The organism is Paraliobacillus sediminis, from assembly GCF_003426055.1.
Map to the genome: position 1 here is coordinate 999,964 of NZ_QJSI01000001.1, position 20,216 is coordinate 1,020,179.

19 protein-coding genes are annotated in these 20,216 nt (G+C 37.3%); 13 read left to right on the forward strand and 6 right to left on the reverse strand.

The annotated features are described in order from the left end of the window. The first annotated feature begins 57 nt into the window (after nucleotides 1–57). Nucleotides 58–882 (forward strand): carbohydrate ABC transporter permease, encoded by an 825-nt coding sequence (locus D2K60_RS04300; protein WP_420818810.1) that lies wholly within the window; start codon nucleotides 58–60, stop codon nucleotides 880–882. A 26-nt stretch (nucleotides 883–908) separates the two neighbouring features. After that, a complete protein-coding gene (locus D2K60_RS04305; RefSeq protein WP_117168743.1) occupies nucleotides 909–3,038 on the forward strand; it encodes a glycoside hydrolase family 52 protein in 2,130 nt (709 codons plus the stop codon). A 47-nt stretch (nucleotides 3,039–3,085) separates the two neighbouring features. On the opposite strand, the gene D2K60_RS04310 is transcribed toward D2K60_RS04305, so the two are convergent. Next, complete coding sequence (locus tag D2K60_RS04310; RefSeq protein ID WP_117168744.1) at nucleotides 3,086–3,712, reverse strand: YesL family protein; 627 nt, start codon at nucleotides 3,710–3,712, stop codon at nucleotides 3,086–3,088. 380 nt (nucleotides 3,713–4,092) lie between these two features. On the opposite strand from D2K60_RS04310, the gene D2K60_RS04315 reads away from it, so the two are divergent. Next, the gene (locus D2K60_RS04315; protein WP_117168745.1) at nucleotides 4,093–4,275 is read left to right on the forward strand and encodes a cold-shock protein; all 183 of its coding nucleotides are present in this window, start codon (nucleotides 4,093–4,095) and stop codon (nucleotides 4,273–4,275) included. A 96-nt stretch (nucleotides 4,276–4,371) separates the two neighbouring features. On the opposite strand, the gene D2K60_RS04320 is transcribed toward D2K60_RS04315, so the two are convergent. Continuing rightward, nucleotides 4,372–4,821 carry an Lrp/AsnC family transcriptional regulator gene (locus D2K60_RS04320; protein WP_117168746.1) on the reverse strand — a complete coding sequence of 150 codons (450 nt, stop codon included), beginning with the start codon at nucleotides 4,819–4,821 and terminating at the stop codon, nucleotides 4,372–4,374. Nucleotides 4,822–4,991: 170 nt separating this feature from the next. Between D2K60_RS04320 and D2K60_RS04325 the strand changes: the two genes are divergently transcribed. The 3 genes from D2K60_RS04325 to D2K60_RS04335 all read left to right on the forward strand — a co-directional run bounded on the left by D2K60_RS04325 (nucleotide 4,992) and on the right by D2K60_RS04335 (nucleotide 6,877). Next, entirely contained in the window at nucleotides 4,992–5,549 is a 558-nt protein-coding gene (locus D2K60_RS04325) for a chromate transporter (RefSeq protein WP_117168747.1), read from the forward strand. Next, nucleotides 5,546–6,079 carry a chromate transporter gene (locus D2K60_RS04330; RefSeq protein WP_117168748.1) on the forward strand — a complete coding sequence of 178 codons (534 nt, stop codon included), beginning with the start codon at nucleotides 5,546–5,548 and terminating at the stop codon, nucleotides 6,077–6,079. Before D2K60_RS04325 ends, D2K60_RS04330 begins: the two co-directional genes overlap by 4 nt. Nucleotides 6,080–6,169: 90 nt before the next feature. After that, on the forward strand, nucleotides 6,170–6,877 hold the full coding sequence (locus D2K60_RS04335; RefSeq protein WP_117168749.1) for a SurA N-terminal domain-containing protein: 708 nt from the start codon (nucleotides 6,170–6,172) through the stop codon (nucleotides 6,875–6,877). Between the two features lie 41 nt (nucleotides 6,878–6,918). Here the strand turns inward: D2K60_RS04335 and D2K60_RS04340 are convergent, their stop codons facing one another. Further along, on the reverse strand, nucleotides 6,919–7,965 hold the full coding sequence (locus tag D2K60_RS04340; RefSeq protein ID WP_240335236.1) for an aromatic acid exporter family protein: 1,047 nt from the start codon (nucleotides 7,963–7,965) through the stop codon (nucleotides 6,919–6,921). Nucleotides 7,966–8,363: 398 nt separating this feature from the next. Here D2K60_RS04340 and D2K60_RS04345 point away from each other — a divergent pair, with 398 nt between their 5' ends. Beyond that, nucleotides 8,364–8,807, forward strand: a complete 444-nt coding sequence (locus tag D2K60_RS04345) for an IDEAL domain-containing protein (protein ID WP_117168750.1) — start codon at nucleotides 8,364–8,366, stop codon at nucleotides 8,805–8,807. A gap of 950 nt (nucleotides 8,808–9,757) precedes the next feature. Here the strand turns inward: D2K60_RS04345 and D2K60_RS04350 are convergent. Together D2K60_RS04350 and D2K60_RS04355 are read right to left on the reverse strand one after the other, a co-directional pair. Then, nucleotides 9,758–11,767 (reverse strand): penicillin-binding transpeptidase domain-containing protein, encoded by a 2,010-nt coding sequence (locus D2K60_RS04350; RefSeq protein WP_117168751.1) that lies wholly within the window; start codon nucleotides 11,765–11,767, stop codon nucleotides 9,758–9,760. A gap of 13 nt (nucleotides 11,768–11,780) precedes the next feature. After that, nucleotides 11,781–12,359, reverse strand: a complete 579-nt coding sequence (locus tag D2K60_RS04355; RefSeq protein WP_117168752.1) for a class D sortase — start codon at nucleotides 12,357–12,359, stop codon at nucleotides 11,781–11,783. Between the two features lie 124 nt (nucleotides 12,360–12,483). Here D2K60_RS04355 and D2K60_RS04360 point away from each other — a divergent pair, with 124 nt between their 5' ends. Then, nucleotides 12,484–12,981, forward strand: a complete 498-nt coding sequence (locus tag D2K60_RS04360; RefSeq protein WP_117168753.1) for a VanZ family protein — start codon at nucleotides 12,484–12,486, stop codon at nucleotides 12,979–12,981. Between the two features lie 589 nt (nucleotides 12,982–13,570). Here D2K60_RS04360 and D2K60_RS04365 read toward each other — a convergent pair. Then, nucleotides 13,571–14,221, reverse strand: a complete 651-nt coding sequence (locus D2K60_RS04365) for a YigZ family protein (protein ID WP_117168754.1) — start codon at nucleotides 14,219–14,221, stop codon at nucleotides 13,571–13,573. Nucleotides 14,222–14,406: 185 nt separating this feature from the next. Between D2K60_RS04365 and D2K60_RS04370 the strand changes: the two genes are divergently transcribed. From D2K60_RS04370 to D2K60_RS04390, 5 genes are all read left to right on the forward strand, one after another. Beyond that, the gene (locus D2K60_RS04370) at nucleotides 14,407–15,540 is read left to right on the forward strand and encodes a sensor histidine kinase (RefSeq protein WP_117168755.1); all 1,134 of its coding nucleotides are present in this window, start codon (nucleotides 14,407–14,409) and stop codon (nucleotides 15,538–15,540) included. A gap of 153 nt (nucleotides 15,541–15,693) precedes the next feature. Beyond that, nucleotides 15,694–16,368, forward strand: a complete 675-nt coding sequence (locus tag D2K60_RS04375) for a response regulator (RefSeq protein ID WP_117168756.1) — start codon at nucleotides 15,694–15,696, stop codon at nucleotides 16,366–16,368. A 219-nt stretch (nucleotides 16,369–16,587) separates the two neighbouring features. Continuing rightward, a complete protein-coding gene (locus D2K60_RS04380) occupies nucleotides 16,588–17,430 on the forward strand; it encodes a DegV family protein (RefSeq protein ID WP_117169105.1) in 843 nt (280 codons plus the stop codon). Between the two features lie 279 nt (nucleotides 17,431–17,709). Beyond that, complete coding sequence (locus D2K60_RS04385; RefSeq protein ID WP_240335237.1) at nucleotides 17,710–19,125, forward strand: ATP-dependent helicase ComFA; 1,416 nt, start codon at nucleotides 17,710–17,712, stop codon at nucleotides 19,123–19,125. Then, nucleotides 19,125–19,808, forward strand: a complete 684-nt coding sequence (locus D2K60_RS04390; protein WP_117168757.1) for a ComF family protein — start codon at nucleotides 19,125–19,127, stop codon at nucleotides 19,806–19,808. Before D2K60_RS04385 ends, D2K60_RS04390 begins: the two co-directional genes overlap by 1 nt. Nucleotides 19,809–20,216 lie beyond the last annotated feature (408 nt).

Sequence of the window (20,216 nt, forward strand, 5' to 3'; positions counted from 1 at the left end):
AAAAAAGTGAACAAAGTATTATCAACGGAACCACGATTAGAAACAAAGAAGTCTCAGATTAGGAAATTCGGTTTTTTTCTATTATATGGTGTGTTAAGTATATTTGCGATTTTTCAAATATACCCATTAGTATGGTTGTTTTTCTTTTCTTTAAAAAGCAATAGTGAAATTTTTGGTAACTCACCGTTTTCATTACCTTCAGCTCCCAAATGGGAAAACTATGCTAAAGCATGGACGGATGGAAATATTAACACGTACTTTTTCAATAGTATTTGGATTACAGTTACGGCTGTAGTATTGACCGTACTATTGGCGAGTTTCGCTACGTTTGCGATTACGAGAATGAATTGGAAACTAAATAAATTCGTACTACTGCTATTTATGGTCGGATACATGATTCCGATACATTCGACAATTATTCCGTTGTTTAGCTTTTTCTTAGATTGGCATCTAATCGATAATCCATTATCGATAATTCTATCGTATGTTGCTTATAATTTACCGTTGACAATTATGATCTTAATTGGATTTTATAATACACTGCCTCGTGAAGTGGAAGAAGCTGCTGTAATGGATGGTTGTTCGGTTCATCGAATATTTTTTCGAATTACTTTACCAATGACGATGCCAGTTTTGTCAACCACCGTGATTATTAATATGATTTATAACTGGAATGAGTTCATTTTTGTTAACACTTTCATTAGTTCTGATAAGTATAAAACATTAACGGTTGGTATTCAGAATTTTATTGGTCAGTACTTGACAGATTGGGGCGCAATAGGTGCTACCCTGATTATTAGTATTATCCCCATCCTAGTTGCTTTCATTTTTTTAAGCAACAGAATTGTTGAAGGTATTGCCGCAGGTTCAGTAAAAGGATAATTGAGATGAAAGGAAGGTTGAAATGTATGCCAAACAATATGTTTTTTAATGCACATCACGCACCAATCGGTTCTTTTTCGAGTTTTACACTTGGCTTCCCTGGTGCTGGAGGTGGATTTGATCTAGAGTTGGGTCGTTCACCTAAGAAGAATGTCTATATTGGTGTAGAGTCACGGAAACAAGCTGGGGAGTATGATGCACTTCCATTTTTTGAAACAGGTATTGACGAAAGTGAACGCTATGATGTAGAGAATATGGACCCGAATCCCGATAAACCAAAGATTGTTTTTCCTTATGTAAAAGATGAGGTGAAGCGTGATTTTCGTTTAGGTACAGATACATGGGAAGCGGGAGATATCTCCTTTACAATCTATACACAAGCACATGGTGTCCCAGATCCCAAAATGGAATCTGATGATGCAATGAGGCTTACAATTGTTCCGTCTGTAATAGCAGAATTGACAATTGATAATACAAATCATGATCAAGAACGGCGGGCTTTCTTTGGATATGAAGGTAGTGATCCGTATAGCTCGATGCGGCGACTAAATGATACGATGGACAAGGCTAGTGGTGTGGGGCAAGGACGTTTATCAGCGATCACTTCAAAAGATTCGGGTGTTGAGTCTGCATTGCATTTTAGCTTAGAAAATATTTTAACGACAACGCAAAAGGAAAATTGGACATTTGGTTTAGGACCAGTTGGTTGCCTTGTGATGGATGTTCCAGCAGGTGAAAAGAAAACGTATGAATTTGCTATTAGCTTTTATCGTGGTGGTGTAGTCACTGCTGGAATGGACACTACGTATTATTACACGAAATACTTCAAAGACTTGGAAGATGTCGCGGGGTATACACTAGATCAATTTGGTCAACTAAAAGCACGTGCTTTAGAAGCGAATCAGATGTTAAAAGTGAATCACTTATCTGATGATCAATTGTTTATGATTGCCCATTCCATTCGGAGTTATTATGGGTCAACACAACTACTTAAGTCAACAGATGGTGAACCTTTTTGGGTCGTAAATGAAGGTGAATATCGGATGATGAATACATTCGATCTAACAGTAGATCAATTATTCTTTGAATTAAAAATGAATCCATGGACAGTTAAAAATGAATTAGATTACTTTATTAAGCGTTTTAGTTATCAGGATACAGTTCGCTTTCCAAATGATCAGACGGATTATCCAGGTGGGATAAGCTTTACCCATGATATGGGGGTTGCAAATACAATATCAAGGCAGCACTACTCATCCTATGAGATGTTTGGGATTGATGATTGTTTTTCCCATATGACACATGAGCAGTTAGTTAACTGGGTGCTAACAGCTTCTGTTTATGTTGAACAAACAAATGACATAAAATGGTTTACGGAAAATAGTGTCACTTTCGAAGCAACATTAGATAGTATGATAAACAGAGATCATCCTGATCCAGAAAAGCGCAATGGTGTGATGGGTTTGGACTCATCACGCGTAATGGGTGGTGCTGAAATAACGACGTATGACAGCTTGGATGTTTCACTTGGTCAAGCACGCAACAATATTTATTTGGCAGGTAAAAGTTGGGCAGCTTATATTGCTTTAGAAAAGCTATTTTGTAATCATGGTAATACTGAGTTGGCAGCGCAGGCTGGACTACAAGCTGATAGGTGTGCGCAGACAATTGTTGCGAATGTAACACCAAGTGGTTATGTTCCTGCTGTTATTGGGGAAGGCAATGATTCAAAAATTATCCCAGCTATTGAAGGGTTAGTTTATCCATACTTTACGAATAATAAGGAGTCACTTGACCCAGAAGGACGTTTTGGACCGTATATAAAAGTACTAGTTAAACATTTAAATACTGTTTTAACGGAGGGTGTTTGTTTATTCAGTGATGGTGGCTGGAAACTTTCATCGACAAGTAACAACTCATGGCTGAGCAAAGTGTATTTGAATCAGTTTGTTGCACGTGAAATATTAGGTTATCAATGGCAAGAAGATGGGAAAAAGGCAGATAAGGCACATGTTAAATGGCTTACTCACCCTACTTTATCTGTATGGAGTTGGAGTGATCAAATTATTTCTGGTGAAATTACAGGGAGTAAGTATTATCCGCGTGGGGTTACAAGTATATTGTGGTTAGATGAAAAAAAGGAGAATTTTACTTAAATTGAAAATGAGAGTTGCTAGCTATATATATAGCTAGCAACTCTTTTTTAATGAATATATTCAGTTTTTTCCTTTTTCCTGTTCTCGGTTTTTTTAAATGCATGATAGGTGGTACCCATTATCATATATGCAATAAAACTTCCACCAAAGAAAAAAGCTAAACCTGGTATATAAGATAGAATAAAGCAAGCTATAACTATACCGCCAACCATCCCGAGGTTATGAAGTGGATGAATGAGCATAATTAAGAAAGCATTTTTAAATGTCTGTACTAATTTTGTGTCGTAGTGCACATATACTGGAAAAAGATATAATAGTGTAAGTACACAAGAGAAAATAAATAAGTATAGTGGAATATGTAAAAGTAATAGCGTTAAATTTGAATTTGTTTGCATGAAAAAAAGATCAACATATACGATAAGAGCAACAAACACAACGATTAGCCCAATTAAATTAGATTTTAGAAATTCCCTTTTATATGTTTTCCAAAAGTATGGGAATATAGCGAGATCACTTTGTCCGATCAACCATTTACGGATAATAGTAAACATAGCAACTGTCGCTGGAAATAATCCAAAGAAAAGTAATCCTATAAGCGAAAAGAGAATCCAAAGAAGATTTAAGAATGCAAATCTAGTAATCCATTCTGTTAGTGTGAATAATGATTTGGTCATTACTTCCTCCATCTTATATATAGTAAATCCATAGCTATATTTTATCACATTGTTCATTTAAATTTATAAGTAACTTAACTTTAATAGAGTGAAACTAGCAATTTAAAAGATAAACCAATTTAGACAAGCTATGTCAAAGTTTATAGTTATTTTCTAATAAACTACAATCCTTTAAAAAGGAGTCTTTTTTAAAGACTATTAATCAATATATCAGCTATGTCTCAAACCTAAAACGATCGACGATTAGCACTAGTTTTTTTTGCAAGAAAGTTGAGTAAGTAATCTCAAAGAAATTAACTTAATTAGATAAATCAGCCTTTTGTATTTTAAGGCTAAAAAGCGTATAATGAATAGTAATACCCAAGAAAGGGGATGTCACATTGGCTTATTATAATAATAAAAGGGAACCAGTTGAAGAAATAGAAACAAAAGTATGGACCTGCACGAGTGAAGAATGTCCAGGTTGGATGCGAGAGGCTTATTCCTTTGAGAAGGAACCTGAATGTCCACTTTGTCAGTCTGAGATGACGAGAGAAACGCGCGTACTCCCAAAACTGTCATAAGCATACACAACCATACCTATACTTATATAGCAAACAATGAAGAGGTTGGTTAATTAATCCATCCTCTTTTTGTTTGTTTTTAAAAACCGGTAACACTTATAGTTTTAAACCAGTCCTACTTTTAAACCTTCGAAGCAGAATATGACTTTCCACACGTGTAATCCCTTCTAACGCATATAATTCTTCATTAATAAAGCTTTCTAATTGAGTGAAATCACTGACTAACACATGCATATGAAGTGTGCTGGGTCCAGTCATTTGATAGCAACTTGCGACGACAGGGTTGTTTGCTAAACTCTCAGCTACTTCAACTAAGTTAGCTGGGGCACAGTCAACTTCAAAAAAAGCCGATACATGCTTACCAGTTTTCTCGCTATTTACAACACAAGTGAATTTTTCGATAACACCTGCATCCATTAGTTGGTGAACGCGTGCTCTTACAGCAACACGAGATAACTGCAACACCTTACCAATTTCAGTATAGGACATTCTGCCATCTTCTATTAATAATTCCACTATTTTTTTATCTGTTTGATCTAGTTCCATTAACAATACTCCAATCATTATTGAAATAACGTTTGTTAATCATATTGATAAATATAATTAACAAATGTATACTGAATCTATATTTACTTACTATTATAACGTAAATGATAGGTTATTACACTATTTGTGTTATTACTATAAAAACTACAATTAAGAAAGGGAAGAATAGAATGAAAATTTGGCAATTGATTGCAGCTTTTTTTCGCGTTGGAATGCTTGGGTATGGTGGAGGCCCCTCTTCAATCCCACTTGTTCAAAAAGAAGTGGTTGAAAAGTATAAATGGATGGATGATGAAGAGTTTGCGAATGTATTAGCATTAGGCAATTCATTACCAGGACCTATCGCAACAAAAATGGCTGGTTATATTGGCTATCGTGTTGCAGGGGTTGTAGGTATGATTAGTGCAGTCCTAGCGACGATCGTGCCAACTATTACAATTTTGATTATCTTATTAACATTTTTATCGTCTGCTAGTGATCAACCATGGGTGAATGGAATGACGCAAGCAGTTGTTCCAGTTGTTGGTGTCATGCTAGCTGTTTTAACCTATGATTTTTTAAAAAAGTCTGGTGGAGGTCTCGGTTGGACGCTGACAATTATTTTAGCGATTGCTTCCCTTATCTTAATTGAATGGATTGGTTTGCATCCTGGTATTCTTATTACGTCTTTATTAGTATTTGCTCTGGTAAAGCCAACTGCGAAAAAGCAACAGGAGGGTAAATCATGAAAACATATTGGGAAATATTTATTGCATTTTTCATTCCTGGAATTGTTGGTTATGGTGGAGGACCAGCGTCTATTCCGCTAGTAGAAAATGAGGTGGTTGATCGCTTCAATTGGATGTCAGTTACTGATTTTAGTGAAATGCTTGCGATGGCTAATGCTTTACCAGGTCCGATTGCAACTAAAATGGCCGGTTTTATAGGGTTTGAACAAGGCGGTTTTCTAGGTTTGCTCATTGCTTTATTCGCAACGATTGCACCTTCATTGATTTTAATGATTGCGCTATTAAGTCTTTTAATGAAACACAAAGATTCTCCAAAGGTAAAAAATATGACAATGTTGATTCGACCTACGATTGCAATATTACTTGGTGTGATGGCTTTTAGCTTTTTCCAAACATCCTATATGGATTCAGGCCTTTTACAAATGGCAGGGATTGCTATCATAAGTTACATTCTAATGGAAAGAATGCATGTACACCCAGCCTTTGTGATTTTGGGATCACTTGTTTATGGTGCCTTGTTTTTAGGTTGAGGGATCATTTTTCATATCGCTTGCATGTCGTAGCTATTCGTGATTGAATATGAAGGAAAGTACTAATTGAAAATGGAGTGAGATCTATCAATGAAGAATAAATTAATGCTTATATTGTTGCTTCTTTTGTTTGGTATACTTTTAGTAGCCTGTGATGAAGATTCTGATGAGGCGACCGAAGAAACAACAGATACGACCGAGCAAGATCAAGTAACTGTTTCAGATGAAGAAAGAGTTGCAGATGATACAGTTGTTGGTACAGTTAACGGAGAAGAAATAAACGGCGCTACATATAATATGATTTATAGCCAAGTAAAGACCCAGTTATTCGAAAGCGGTGCTGACACCGAGGATCTTGAATTGGTTAAAGAACAAACGTTACAAGCAATAATTAGTCAGGAAGTTCTTATGCAAGATGCAGTCGCAAAAGGAATTGAAGTACCTGATGAAGAAGTTGACGCATATATAGAAGAGTCGATTGGTCAATTTGATTCTGAGGAACAATTCAATGAAGCTTTAGAAAACCTAGACTATACAATGGAATCTTATCGGGAACAAGCTAGAGTCCAGTTACAACAAGAAGCATATATAGAACAAGAATTTGCAGATGTTGAAATATCTGACGAGGACATTGAAGCTTACTACGAGGAGATATCAAGTCAAGGGGAAGATGTTCCTGAATTAAATCAAGTCCGTGATCAAATTGAATCACAGCTTGCTAATTCGCAATTACAAGAAAAACTAACGGAACGAATTACACAATTAAAAGAAGAAGCAGAAGTTGAAAAAGCAATTTAATATAAAAAGCGAGGACCTGTTACGAAAAGGTCCTCGCTTTTTTAGATTTCGGTGTTTTCGGTTACTAAGATTTCCTCAACCAAATGATAGATCGACAAAAGCTCATATAGAATAATAATTTCAGGATCAAAAAAAGTGGGCTGTTCGCGATTATCAAGCGTATTTTTTTCTTTGTTATAGTTTAAGAATTGCGTCATTAATGCTTTAATTTGCTTTTGATGGTAGACCTTACGAAAGTGATCTGGGTGTATCATCGTGTCTGCAACTGACTGGATAGTTTTAACCATCTGATCGCGCTGCACTTTTGACCATGAAACAGGCTGTAATGGCGTATTGATTAAATTGCCGATATGATAGTGAATCAGACGCAATGCCTTTAGTTTTTCTAATTCATCTTGTAATTCTGTTTTCCTAAAAGAGGTTAAACGGTGATATTTTGCTTCTGCTTGTTGAAATAGTAAAAGCCGATCCGTTGTATCCAATTTCATTTTTAACTTTGAAAAGGTTTCTTGAGATTGCTTTTTATCTGTGCAATCTGTTGTTTCAAATAATAAATCTTTTGCAATGACTTTTAATTCCTCACCTGTTGTTTGAAGTGCTGTATCAATATTAGTTAAAATTCGCTTGGAATAATTCGGTGGTAACACAAACATGTTGACCAAAGTAGAGATGATAATCCCAATCGAGGTTGTCCCTAAACGAATAAAAAAAGCAATCAGATATTGATCATGAATCACTTCAATCATGGCTACTGACGTTAACGTTGCAACTAACAAGCCGGCATGCAGTTTTAATTTAAAACAGGTAATGATCGTGAACATTGCTGCAGCTGTATAGGTAATAGCTGAGTTACCAAAGAGGGAAATGAAAAACACAGCATAGGCAGAACCGATAGCTGATGCTGGTAATCGAATAATCCCTTTTTTTATGGAGTCATTTACTGTTGGCTCAATGGTAACAATCGCTGTGATAACAGCAAATACTGCTGGCCATTCTAACCATTGACAGATCAAAGAAGTCAAGAATACAGCAACACCTGTTTTAATAACCCGACTTCCGATGAAATTCATACTTCTTTGCTTTATCAATCTCTTCACCTTCGTTTTCTATGTACTACCCTTACCTAAAGTATAGCGAACATTACCCGCATGTTACAATCAATTCTGATAAAAATAATATTTAGTAGTTAAAATGAGAAAGATGGTTCTAAAGCAGATCATTTGCGATGGCTAAAATAAATGGTATACTATCTGCAACCGTTATCAGTAAAAAAGAGATAAAATTTTGATTGAAGCAAAAGAATTTTCATTGCTTTTTTAGGGAAGTCATTAAAATATTTTAGCTAGAAAATGATAACGTGCATTTATCGGGTTCCGCTTTTAAGCGGAATCCAATACTATATTAGTGAAATACATCTTTACGTGAATAGTAAAAAAGGAAGATAGAACCGTTTTTACATTAATTCAATAAGGGGAGTGTTCACATTATGCTATCTGTTAATATGCTACAACCGTATTATGTGAAAGAAGAAGAGAAACATGTTCGAGTGGTATTAGCTTTTCAATATTTTTCTTTATGGTTAGATGAGCAAATTTATCAGTTTGTTCCAGTTGAAGCGCGTGAGATAAGGGTGAATCGTAAGACGTTAGTCGTTGAAAACAAAAATGATATTTTTGTTTTTCAAAAAGGGAAAAAGTTTGCAAGTGTTTCTTTAGCGGATTTGCTAAAGCTGGATGATTTCCATTCAAGATTGCAATCGATTATCTATCCATATGTTAAGTCAGATAAAAATGTGATAGAAATAGATGAAGTTAATGACATAATAATTGCTTTAGAAAAGCAAAATGTAAAACGATTAATAGATCAAGCACTTGATGCAAATGATCATGATAAATTCATAAAGTATACATCTGTTTTAAATGAGATGTAATCGTAAACAGTGGGAGCATTATGTTTCTACTGTTTTTGTTTTGATTTTTTTGTTGTTTAGATGAGTTGATAAATGCCGACGTAACGTGCTTGATACCCGCTACGTCAGTAAAGGCTTTCGCTTTCCATGGGCAGAAACCGATGCTGTTGAAAAACTAACCACTAAGGATATTGTTTCAGTGTGTTTGCTGAAATGAAGCTTGATATTTCATTTCAGCTATTGTGTGTGGATGCACTCCAGTTACAGACGATCGCTTTCCGCGGGCACGGCTTCAGCTAACTAAGTAAAGCAAAGAACGCTTTACTTAGTGGATCTTCAGACTCGTGCTTTTCCCGCCGGAGTCGTCGTCTTTCACTTCCGTTTCTCCATCAATACAAGCCTTAAAGGCCTTGGAATTGAGAAAACCATACTCTTTTTACGATAATAAAAAGAGTATAATACCGGTTGGATATTAGTTTTTTAGCAGTATCCTAACTATTCCAGCAGGGGAAGGATGCTTCGACAGCGATCCATCACACTAAGAAAGAATATTTTCGATGAAGTGTAGCCAATTCACAACAACTTTGCACACTGCAATAATAAGAAGAACATCAATTAATTAATTAAATAAATATGTAATTACAACATGAGTTTAAACAATAAAAAATTACAATCTATATACAACAAAGATACGCTATCAAGCGAAGGAAGCGAATGGAAGACACTCCTCGAAAATATAAACCGATTTCCTTCGTGCGATGTGAACTCTTTGAAGCTTTGCTTATCCTGTGGGAACAGCACGGGCTGAAGATCCACTCGGAAAGCGTACTTTGCTTATCCGAGTTAGCTGAAGCCGTGCCCACGGAAAGGGAATCCATTAGCTGACGTAGCGGCATTGTGAATTTCAGTAGAGGGGGTTGTATAAAAGCAAAAAAATAGCTATCCGCGCAGTACGCGGGAAGCTATTTCTATTAATTGAGTTGTTCAAATATATCTGCTACTTTTTGCACGGTGTAGTGACTGCCGCCTTTATTTTCTACATGTTCGACCATCATTGAAATGATGATATCTTCTTCACTTGGATAGGTGACGAACCAGCCATTTTCTTGAGCGTCTTCTTCACCTTGTGCACTTTTTAATTCAGACGTTCCAGTTTTTCCTGATAATTCAACTGCATCTATATTTGCCTCTGGAGCGGTACCATTTGATGCGACAACAACTTGACGAAGCGCATCTTTGATTACTGCCACATTTTCACTACTAACTAATCCTTCTTGCCAAACTTGGCTTAATGCTTCATCTGCTTCTAAAACAGGTTGAATCATATTCCCATCGTTTAAAAAAGGCGTGAATACAGTTGCTAAGTGTAAGGTGCTCATTTCCATTTCACCTTGACCATAAGCAGTGTCAGCTAAAAGAATTTCGCGATCAAGGCTGCCATCTGAAGAAACACTACTTCCTGCTATCGGATAACTATATGGAAGGTCTTCACCAAATCCAAATTGTTCTAGCCCAGTAACAAAGCTTTCACTACCAAGTTCCACCGTTTGTTGTGCGAAATAAATGTTATCTGACCGGATTAAAGCATCACTTAAATCAACAGGACCAGATGATTCGGAAACGCGTCGGACTTGATAATCGCCCCAACCGTCTTTCGACCATGTGAGGCCATTAATTTCAATACCTTCTTCAGCTTCAATTGTTCCATTATCTAAACCAATTGCTGCTGTTATCGGTTTAATTGTCGATCCTGGCGCATAAGTGGAAGCAAATCGATTCAGTAAAGGACTTTGTTCATCATTACTTAATTCATCCCACAATGTTTGACTAATACCTGAACTTAATTGATTTGGATCAAATGCAGGGCTCGATACGAGTGCAAGCGTTTCTCCTGTTTTAGGATTAATTGCTGCCGCTGTTCCAGCATCGTCTTGATAACTCGCATAGATTGTTTGTTGCAATTCTCCGTCAATTGTTACGGTAATATCTTCCCCATTTTGCACAGCCTGCTCGACTATTGGTGTACTGCCACCATTTTCTGAGGTAACGACAATTGACACACCACGCGTACCTTTTAAGCGTGATTCATACAATTGCTCTAGGCCTCGTTTTCCAATCAAATCAGACTGACCGTATGTACCAGCTTCTTGCTCTTCTAATTCTTCAGCAGTAATTTTACCAACATAACCAGTTAGGTGGGCAGCTGCCTCCCCTAATGGATAAGCGCGACCTGTTGTATCTTGTGTTACTACTGGTGCAATCGCCATCAGTTCGTCGATATAATCAGGATCGTCTTTTGAGACTTTTTTTAAAGGGACAAACGTTTCATCGCTTACCCAGTCAGGTGCTAATGCACCGTCAATTGCTGCAACATCGATATCTAAAAGTTCTGCTATTTGTTCTTTCTCTTCTGTTTCATTTTCACTGAAAAGTCCTGGTTGCAGACCAATCGTGTACATTTCAGCATTAATTGCAAGTCCATTTTGATTTCGATCAAAGATTTGTCCACGAGTTGGCTGGACAGTGTTAATTCCGATCTCTCCACCATCTTTTAATTGAGGAAAAATAAAGCCAGGATTCCATTGGACGTACCAATTAGATTCTTCTTCAGTTTCCTGCTCGACAAGTGTCATTTCAGATTCGAAATTAACTTCACCTGCCATGGTGTTCATACTGACTTCGATCGGAAAAGTAGTTGGTACCGTGTCTTCTTCTTCTAATTCTGGTACTGTATAGGTGATAGCTAACTCTGATACTTCTATATCACCATAAATTTTTTCGTAACGATCGATAAATTCCTCTGATGGATATGTCTCTTTACTTGTATCGGCTAAGAGATTGTACATCTCCGTATAATTCTGCTCATGCCACTCATCAAGATATTGCGTAAGTCGGTCTTCTGGTTTGACTTCCTCTTCTGAACAAGCCGTCAGAATAAAGAATAGAACGAGCAAACCGATACCTTTTAAAAATTTTAGCATGGAAAAAACCTCCTTAATTTGTTTCTATTGGTTTCGCATAAATAATATAACGATCCGGTGCATCACCGATATAGGAGAAAGGATAACATGTTGTGATTACCAGTTCTTCATCAGGTGCAGTTGATTTAATAATGGTTGTATCGTCAGCATCAACAATTTTTGAGCTAACCATTTCATATTCATAATCTCCAGATTCCAGTTGTATGGTAAATGTGTCACCAATTTTCACATCACCTAAGCGACGGAAAACGGTATCGCGATGTCCAGATAAAACGATTTGATCATTTTGTTTGGGATAAGCCGAACTTTTAAAATGACCGACACCTTTTTCAAGGTCATCTGGATCTGTGCCTTCTACAATAGCTAACTCTGCATCAATACTAGGAATCTGTAATAAGCCAACCGTCTCTCCCGTATCAGCTGTGAAAGAACTAGGATCAATGGTTGATGGTGTACTGTCACGTGATTCTAGCATTGTATGTGCTTCATCTAAAGTGTCTTTCTCGGCAGCCTTTGTCTTAATATATTGATACCCACCAATTGATAAAAAGATAATGCCAGCTAGCATGAACAGTAGAGCGATTTTTTTCATAGAAAAGCCTCCTGAGTTTATTTACATATTTATAGTATTCTAAAATTAAATATTTATGGTAAAATTTGATTAGTTAAAGAATAACATAATCTGTAGAAATGAAATAGATAGGGAGTTTATATTTATGAAAAAAATACTGTATTGGCTATTGCCAGTTGTTTGGATGGGTGTGATTTTTCGTTCATCAGCACAGCCTTACCAAGAACAAGATGTCAAGCCAATGCTTGCACGCTTCATTGATCTTTCATTTCTAGAACGATTTTTTGCTGATATCGTGTTTGTTTATCACCAGTCAGAAGTAAGTGTAGCAAACTTAGGGATCTATGGATTTGTTGAGTTTTTTATTCGAAAAGGTGCCCATGTTGGCGTATTTATGGTTTTATGTATTCTATTTTACATAGCATTACGAAATACAAGTGTACATGTAAGCAATTGGAATCTATTCTTTGCCTTCATTCTTACCGTTTTTTATGCAGCTTTAGATGAATGGCACCAAGGCTTTACACCGAATCGAACACCATACATTGGTGATGTCTTCTTAGATTCATTTGGTGCACTGATCGGTGTCTTATTGGTACTGCTTGTTTTGAAGTGGAGGAAAAAAAGAAATGCTGGCAACTAACTACTTAACTTTCTTATCCAGAAAATATGGACGAACGATGGACTGTTTAGTTTAGCGTATAGCTTTTATATCACTTGATAGTCTTTTAAAATTCCTGATCTCCATAAGTTTTCCGTTTATTACGTGCGAAACAGATTAAGACGTAACACACCCGCTAAGGAAGCAAATGGGCTCCCTTTCTGTGGGCACAACCTAGAGCTTCTTATAGAAGCATAGATCGCTTCTATAGAGGATCTTCGGTTTGTGCTGTTCCCACTAGAGTGTCACCCATTTGCTTCCTTCGCTTGTTTGAGGATCGAATTGTAATATGAGATAAAAATAAGTGATATGCCTGTCTTTCTTTCATAAATGTGATTTTTAATGCATGAAAGAATCCCAGCTCTATCCTAGCGGTGGAAATATACGTAGACTCCTGTGGGAACAGCACGGGCTGAAGATCCACTTAGTAAAGCGATCTTTGCTTAACTAAGTTAGCTGAAGCCGTGCCCACGGAAAGCGAAGTGTATTTCCAGAGCGGTATGTCGAGTTATCTATCACGTTTGTAAAATGTATCGCAATGTTTCTTGCGAAATGAGCGCTAAATCAACTACTAGTCAGCTTCTTTCTCTTGAACAGGTACTTCTATGTACTTTTCGGTTAGAATCTTTTGTATTGCCTGATCATTTGTAATATTCGTTATCCAAGTTTGAAAGTGTGCTACTTGATTAATTGCTACTAATACTGTAAATGTTACTTGTTCAAGATAATCTATTTTTTCTATTATATAATTTGCGTGACGTAGTTCGTTTTCTACTTTTCCAAGTAGCGGATATGAGACCGTTACGTCGATTACTTGCATGCGGCGGCGTTCAACAATTCCAGTTGTCCGAATTGCCTGTGATGTAGTACTAGAATACGCACGAATGAGACCTCCTGCACCGAGTTTAACCCCACCGAAATACCGGGTCACCACGATAGCGGTATCCTTTAATTCTCTCTTTTTCAAAACTTCTAAGATTGGAACGCCAGCTGTACCAGTAGGTTCGCCGTCGTCATGTGCTTTTTGGATAAGATTCTGCTCGCCAATTAAATAGGCTGAACAATTATGTGTGGCACTACTATGTTTCTTTTTTATTTCTTGAATAAATGCTATTGCTGCTTCTTCGGTTTCGACCCTTCGAACATGACCAATAAAACGAGACTTTTGGATCACGATTTCATCCGCCCCCGTAGATTTGACCGTATAATAATGATCTAACATGTACGATCCCTCCTAATAATTATAGTATATAGAGACATAATGAAAACAGCAATCAAAGAGGGATTATGCTATTATGAAACTAGCTATCACTGGGTTTTGAAAAGATAAAATAGGGAAACTATTAATTAGTCTGCACACCCTTAAAAACAATACAATATACGAATATATAATAGGTGGAATAATAAATGAAAAAACCAGAAGGAAAAGCATTAGATGAAATTATTACAGAAATGGTAGAAGCTGTTGAACATAGTAAATCTGGTATTTATACAATAGGAGAAGAATCGCGTACAGAGTATCAACTTTTGTCAGAGCAATTAGAAGAAATTAAAGTAGAAGTAATTCGTGTAATTGAAGAAACAGATCAATTAGAGGTTAAAACACAACTTTCCAGAAATAGGCTTGCAGAAGTGAGCCATCACTTCACTGAGTTTGGGGAAGAAGAGATTCGAGAAGTTTATGAGCAAACCCATCAACTTCAAAGCGACTTGAAATTAAAACAAACGAGAGAAAAGGATTTACGACAAGCAAGAGATGATATAGAACGTAGATTAAAAACACTTGAGCAAACGATTGAACGAGCGGATGGACTTGTTAGTAAAGTTTCGATTGTGTTGAATTATTTGAATGAAGATTTCCAACAAGTAAATGAATTAATTCAGGATGCGAATGAAAAACAGGCATTTGGTTTAAAAATTATCCAAGCACAAGAAGACGAGCGCAAAAGATTATCTCGTGAAATGCATGACGGACCAGCACAGATGCTTGCTAACATTCTCCTTCGATCTGAATTAGTTGATAAAACGTTTAAAGAACGCGGGCGTAAAGAAGCATTAATTGAAATGAGAAGTGTGCGCTCATTAGTTAGATCTTCCTTGTATGAGGTTCGTCGAATCATCTATGATCTTCGTCCAATGGCACTAGATGATCTTGGGCTATTACCAACGATTAAAAAGTATTTGAACAATATGGAGGAGTACAGCCACAAAAAAATCGTATTCACAGCATTAGGTAAAACAGAACGTTTGGCAAGTAAATATGAAGTTGCACTATTTCGTTTGATCCAAGAAGCGGTACAAAATGCAATTAAACATGCACAAGCAGAAGAAATTAACGTAAAATTGGAGATAACAGCTAAAAATGTTGCTGCGACGATTAGTGATAACGGAAAAGGATTCGATACGACAGCTAAGAAAGAGCAGTCATTTGGGTTAATTGGTATGCATGAACGCGTTGAACTTTTAGATGGAACTTGGAATATTCAATCTGAACTAGGTACGGGTACAACGATACTAATACAAATCCCATTAAATGAATAAAAAGTCATACTGCAAATCGACAAAAATCATGTATAATAAATTAGATGATTTAATTCAAAGCAAACAGTTAAAAAACTATAAGAATTAACCGATCATACTAACAAAGCAATAAAACACATATGAGAGAAGTAGGGGAAACGGGAGGAAGAAGGAATGACAACAAAAATCGTATTAATAGACGATCACATTTTGTTTCGAGAAGGGGTTAGGAGAATTCTTGAATTTGAAGAAAGCTTTGAAGTAGTTGCTGAGGGGAATGACGGCGACGAAGTCATTAATTTAATGAAAAAATATAAGCCAGATCTTATTTTGATGGATATTAACATGCCACATATCAATGGGGTACAAGCTACAAGACAATTACTTGATCGATATCCACAAGCAAAAGTGATAATTTTATCGATCCATGATGATGAGAATTACGTGACACATGCACTGAAATCTGGTGCACAAGGGTACTTACTGAAAGAGATGGATTCAGAGACATTAATAAATGCGATTAAAATTGTGACAGAAGGTGGATCTTATTTACATCCAAAGGTTACCCACAATTTAGTAAAAGAATTTCGTCGTTTAAGTTTGACACAAATTGGTGGTTTGGATCATACAGAATATCGTAAACCATTACATTTATTAACACGTCGTGAATGTGAAGTGTTACAACTATTAACAGATGGAAAGAGTAATCGTGGTGTTTCAGAAACATTATTTATTAGTGAAAAGACTGTTAAGAATCACGTCAGCAATATTTTGCAAAAAATGAATGTAAATGATCGCACGCAAGCTGTAGTCTTGGCGATTCGCAATGGTTGGGTAGAAGTGATGTAAGTGATATCCGGTAGGTAAGTAAGCCTATCGGGTGATCCTTCCTCTTTTTAAACACATGTACGTTCTTCGTTTCAAATACAATTCATTTTCTTTAACACTATTATTTGCTAAGATAATTAGGTAGAATTAAGTAGAAAGTATATACTTAGTGAGCAAGATAGCAATAACGCACTTATTTATATTATAAAAAGACTGCATTAGAAGGGTAAGATAATGATTATGAAAGTAGCTGTAATGACGGATAGTACGGCATACATACCATCTGACTTACGGGAGCAGTTAGGTATTGAAATGGTGCCATTAAATGTAGTCTTAGAAGATAAATCTTATCAAGAAGAAATAGACTTACAGGCAAATGAATTTTATCCACTTTGTAGACAAGCAAAAGAATTGCCGAAAACCTCCCAACCTTCCATCGGATATATAACAGAGAAATTAGAAAAACTAGCAACAGAATATGATGCCGTAATCTCCATTCACCTTTCAAGTGGAATTAGTGGCACGTATCAAGCAGTGATCGCAGCAGGAGACATGGTTGACGGAATTGATGTGTATGCTTTTGATTCAGAAATTAGCTGCATGCCGCAAGGTTTCTATGTACTAGAAGCGATTGAAATGGCGAAACAAGATGTTGATCCAAAAACAATCCTGGCTCGATTGGACGAAATGAAACAATCGATGCGCGCTTACTTTTTAGTAGATGATTTAACAAATTTACAGCGAGGTGGACGATTAAATAGTGCCCAAGCATTAGTTGGCAGTATGCTTCAAGTCAAGCCATTACTCCACTTTGTTAACAAACAAATCGTTCCGTTTGAAAAAATTCGTACCCATAAAAAAGCACTTAAACGGATTATCGGATTGTTTGCAGAAGATGCGGATACAGGTAAACCGTTACGCGCAGCTGTCATCCATGCCAATCGCGAAGAAGATGCCCTCGTTTTAAAGGAAGGCTTAGAACAACTCTATCCAAATGCAGAGATTAGCGTTAGCTACTTCGGCGCCGTTATCGGCACACACCTAGGTGAAGGTGCACTTGGACTAGGCTGGTATATGAAATAAGAAGGGATTCCACTAATGTGGTGTCTTTTTTTGTGTGGAGGAAATGATGGGATCGCCGGGAGGGCTCATAAGTGGAAGGAAAATCGATATATCGGACGTTCGCTAAATTATATGAGACGTTCAGCAGAATATATGAGCCGTCGCAATCATATATGCGCCTTCAGCAAATTATATGCTACCTTCAGGAAAATATATGAGCAGTTGATCAAAATATTCCTATTATTGCTAGCTTTTTCACCGTTGTCACGCTATGATAGAAATAAAAAAAGGAGAGATCACGTGGCAACCGATTTTAACTTCCTCCCAACTCCCACAACCACCGCAGAAAAATCCTCAGATATTCCACCATTCGCAGGAAAATTATTACTTCGAGAAGAAATGGACATATCAGATGACACGTTAGCAAGCCTAATTGAACTAAAACATCTCCAAAAAATCAGTGCAATAACACCTTCATTTAATGGTAAACACTATCAATGTAGACGATGTGGCAATAAGCAACACTATTATTTTGCGCTTATTCCCTGTGCGCGCTGTCAAACAGAACATGTATATTGTAGGTATTGTATTGAGATGGGGCGCGTGATGATGTGCACACCTCTCTATTACTGGACAGGTCCTCAGCCTCTCTTCACCCTTCAAGATAACCCATGTAAATGGAAGGGCGAACTTACACCAGCACAACAAAACGCAGCAAATAAAATAGAAGAAGCGATGGTAAAAGGAAGAGAAGAACTCCTTGTTTGGGCAGTTTGTGGAGCAGGTAAAACCGAGATGTTATTTCAAGGAATTGCGACTGCAATAAAACAAGGGAAGCGAGTCTGCCTTGCGACGCCACGCGCAGATGTTGTTCGTGAGCTTATTCCACGATTCGAGCAAGCTTTTCCAAAAACGCCATTAGCTGGACTATATGGTGGCGCTGAAGTGAAGGTGGAAAATGCACAATTGATCCTTGCTACTACACACCAACTCTTACGTTACGCACATGCATTCGGTGTGGTGATCATTGATGAAGTCGATGCCTTTCCATTTCATGCTGACGCCTCCTTACCATATGCAGCCAGTCGTGCAACAAAGCCAGACGCAACAACGATCTATCTCACCGCCACACCACGACAAGCATTAAAGAAAAGGTCCAATCAAGGGAAACTCGCGACTGTTTTTGTGCCAGTTAGATTTCATGGGCACCCACTTCCAGAACCAAAACTACGGCTAACCACTTTAAAAAAGTCACTTACAGCAAAGCAATTACCACGTTCTTTTTGGAGTTGGTTCGCACGTCGTGAACGCGCTACCCGACAATTACTGATTTTCGTTCCGACGATTCAACTCGCTACTGATTTACTACCATCACTTAAAACACAACTCCCTGATAAAAAGATAGCCGCTGTTCATGCGTCAGATCCTGATCGAGAAGAGAAGGTCCAACTTTTCCGACAGCAAAACCTCGATATTATCCTTACAACAACGATTCTTGAACGTGGTGTTACTTTTCCATCTGTTGATGTGGCGGTAATAGATGCGGGTCATGAAGTATTTGATGAAGCGGCACTTGTCCAAATCGCAGGCAGAGCAGGGAGAAGTCCGAATGATCCAACTGGTGAAGTTATCTTTTTTCATGATGGTAAAACAAATGCAATGCTCCGTGCTGGACAAGCAATTAACCAAATGAATAAGAAAGGCAGGCGTCATTGATGCGATGTGTCTGGTGTAACACGATAATTATTCCGGAAGTAAACTGGCAAACTTTCTTCATACCCGCCAAAGCGCAAAACCTCTGTGAAACGTGTCTTACGGGCCTCCAACGAATTCAACAAGTTACCTGTCAGATCTGTGGAAGGAATAATAGCGACGGTCAAATCTGTCCTGATTGTGAAAAGTGGCAACAGGATCCAATCTATACAAACCTTTTAACTTTTAATCGCTCTGTTTATCAGTATAATGAACAATTGAAAGCGATGATCACAAAGTGGAAATATCGTGGAGACTATCTGATTCATCAAGCTTTTCAGCAAGACTTAGTCAAAACCTTTGAAACGACTTTCGTTAACAAAGTACCAGATGCTGTACTTGTTCCAATACCATTAAGTGAAAAGCGTTTGTACGAACGGGCGTTTAATCAAGCGGAAATAGTAGCAAAATCACTCCCTTATCCAACAAATAATGTATTAAAACGGGTCCATGGGGAAAAACAAGCAAAAAGGACACGCCAAGCGCGGTTACAAAGCACCAATCTATTTATATTAGAAACGACTATTACCAAACCCGTAATCTTAATTGATGATATATACACAACCGGAACAACATTAAGACACGCCGCTAAATTACTTAAGCAAAACGGCTGTCCAAAGGTATATGCCTTTACACTTGCAAGGTGAAACTATTGGATGTTAGGTTTTCCTTAAGATTTGTTGCTTTTTAACTATAAGTTCCGAGTTAATCTGTCGCTGCGGAAAAACACTCGCTTTCCATGGGGAACGCTTCAGCCTCCTCGCGAGCAAAAACCACTCACTGCGGGGTCTTCAGACTGTTCCTTTCCCATTGGAGTCTCGCATTTTTCCTCCGCTGCGTATAGCTTTTCTTATTCAAGTGAGGGATGGGTTCGAAAGCGTAATAATTTCTTTTGCTGACACCTTTTAGATTAATGAAAATGTCTGAAAAAGTACGTTATGGTTAACCTGATAATTTCGATAAATATACCTACTAGCGACGGAAATGCACTACGACTCCTGCAGGAACAGCTCGATCTGAAGTTAGCTGAAGACGTGCCTGCGGAAAGCGTAGTG

Coding starts and splice junctions, on each gene's coding strand:
- D2K60_RS04305 (WP_117168743.1), top strand. CDS start 909: ATGCCAAACAATATGTTTTTTAATGCACATCACGCACCAATCGGTTCT.
- D2K60_RS04310 (WP_117168744.1), bottom strand. CDS start 3,712: ATGACCAAATCATTATTCACACTAACAGAATGGATTACTAGATTTGCA.
- D2K60_RS04320 (WP_117168746.1), bottom strand. CDS start 4,821: ATGGAACTAGATCAAACAGATAAAAAAATAGTGGAATTATTAATAGAA.
- D2K60_RS04325 (WP_117168747.1), top strand. CDS start 4,992: ATGAAAATTTGGCAATTGATTGCAGCTTTTTTTCGCGTTGGAATGCTT.
- D2K60_RS04330 (WP_117168748.1), top strand. CDS start 5,546: ATGAAAACATATTGGGAAATATTTATTGCATTTTTCATTCCTGGAATT.
- D2K60_RS04335 (WP_117168749.1), top strand. CDS start 6,170: ATGAAGAATAAATTAATGCTTATATTGTTGCTTCTTTTGTTTGGTATA.
- D2K60_RS04345 (WP_117168750.1), top strand. CDS start 8,364: ATGCTATCTGTTAATATGCTACAACCGTATTATGTGAAAGAAGAAGAG.
- D2K60_RS04350 (WP_117168751.1), bottom strand. CDS start 11,767: ATGCTAAAATTTTTAAAAGGTATCGGTTTGCTCGTTCTATTCTTTATT.
- D2K60_RS04355 (WP_117168752.1), bottom strand. CDS start 12,359: ATGAAAAAAATCGCTCTACTGTTCATGCTAGCTGGCATTATCTTTTTA.
- D2K60_RS04360 (WP_117168753.1), top strand. CDS start 12,484: ATGAAAAAAATACTGTATTGGCTATTGCCAGTTGTTTGGATGGGTGTG.
- D2K60_RS04365 (WP_117168754.1), bottom strand. CDS start 14,221: ATGTTAGATCATTATTATACGGTCAAATCTACGGGGGCGGATGAAATC.
- D2K60_RS04370 (WP_117168755.1), top strand. CDS start 14,407: ATGAAAAAACCAGAAGGAAAAGCATTAGATGAAATTATTACAGAAATG.
- D2K60_RS04375 (WP_117168756.1), top strand. CDS start 15,694: ATGACAACAAAAATCGTATTAATAGACGATCACATTTTGTTTCGAGAA.
- D2K60_RS04380 (WP_117169105.1), top strand. CDS start 16,588: ATGAAAGTAGCTGTAATGACGGATAGTACGGCATACATACCATCTGAC.
- D2K60_RS04390 (WP_117168757.1), top strand. CDS start 19,125: ATGCGATGTGTCTGGTGTAACACGATAATTATTCCGGAAGTAAACTGG.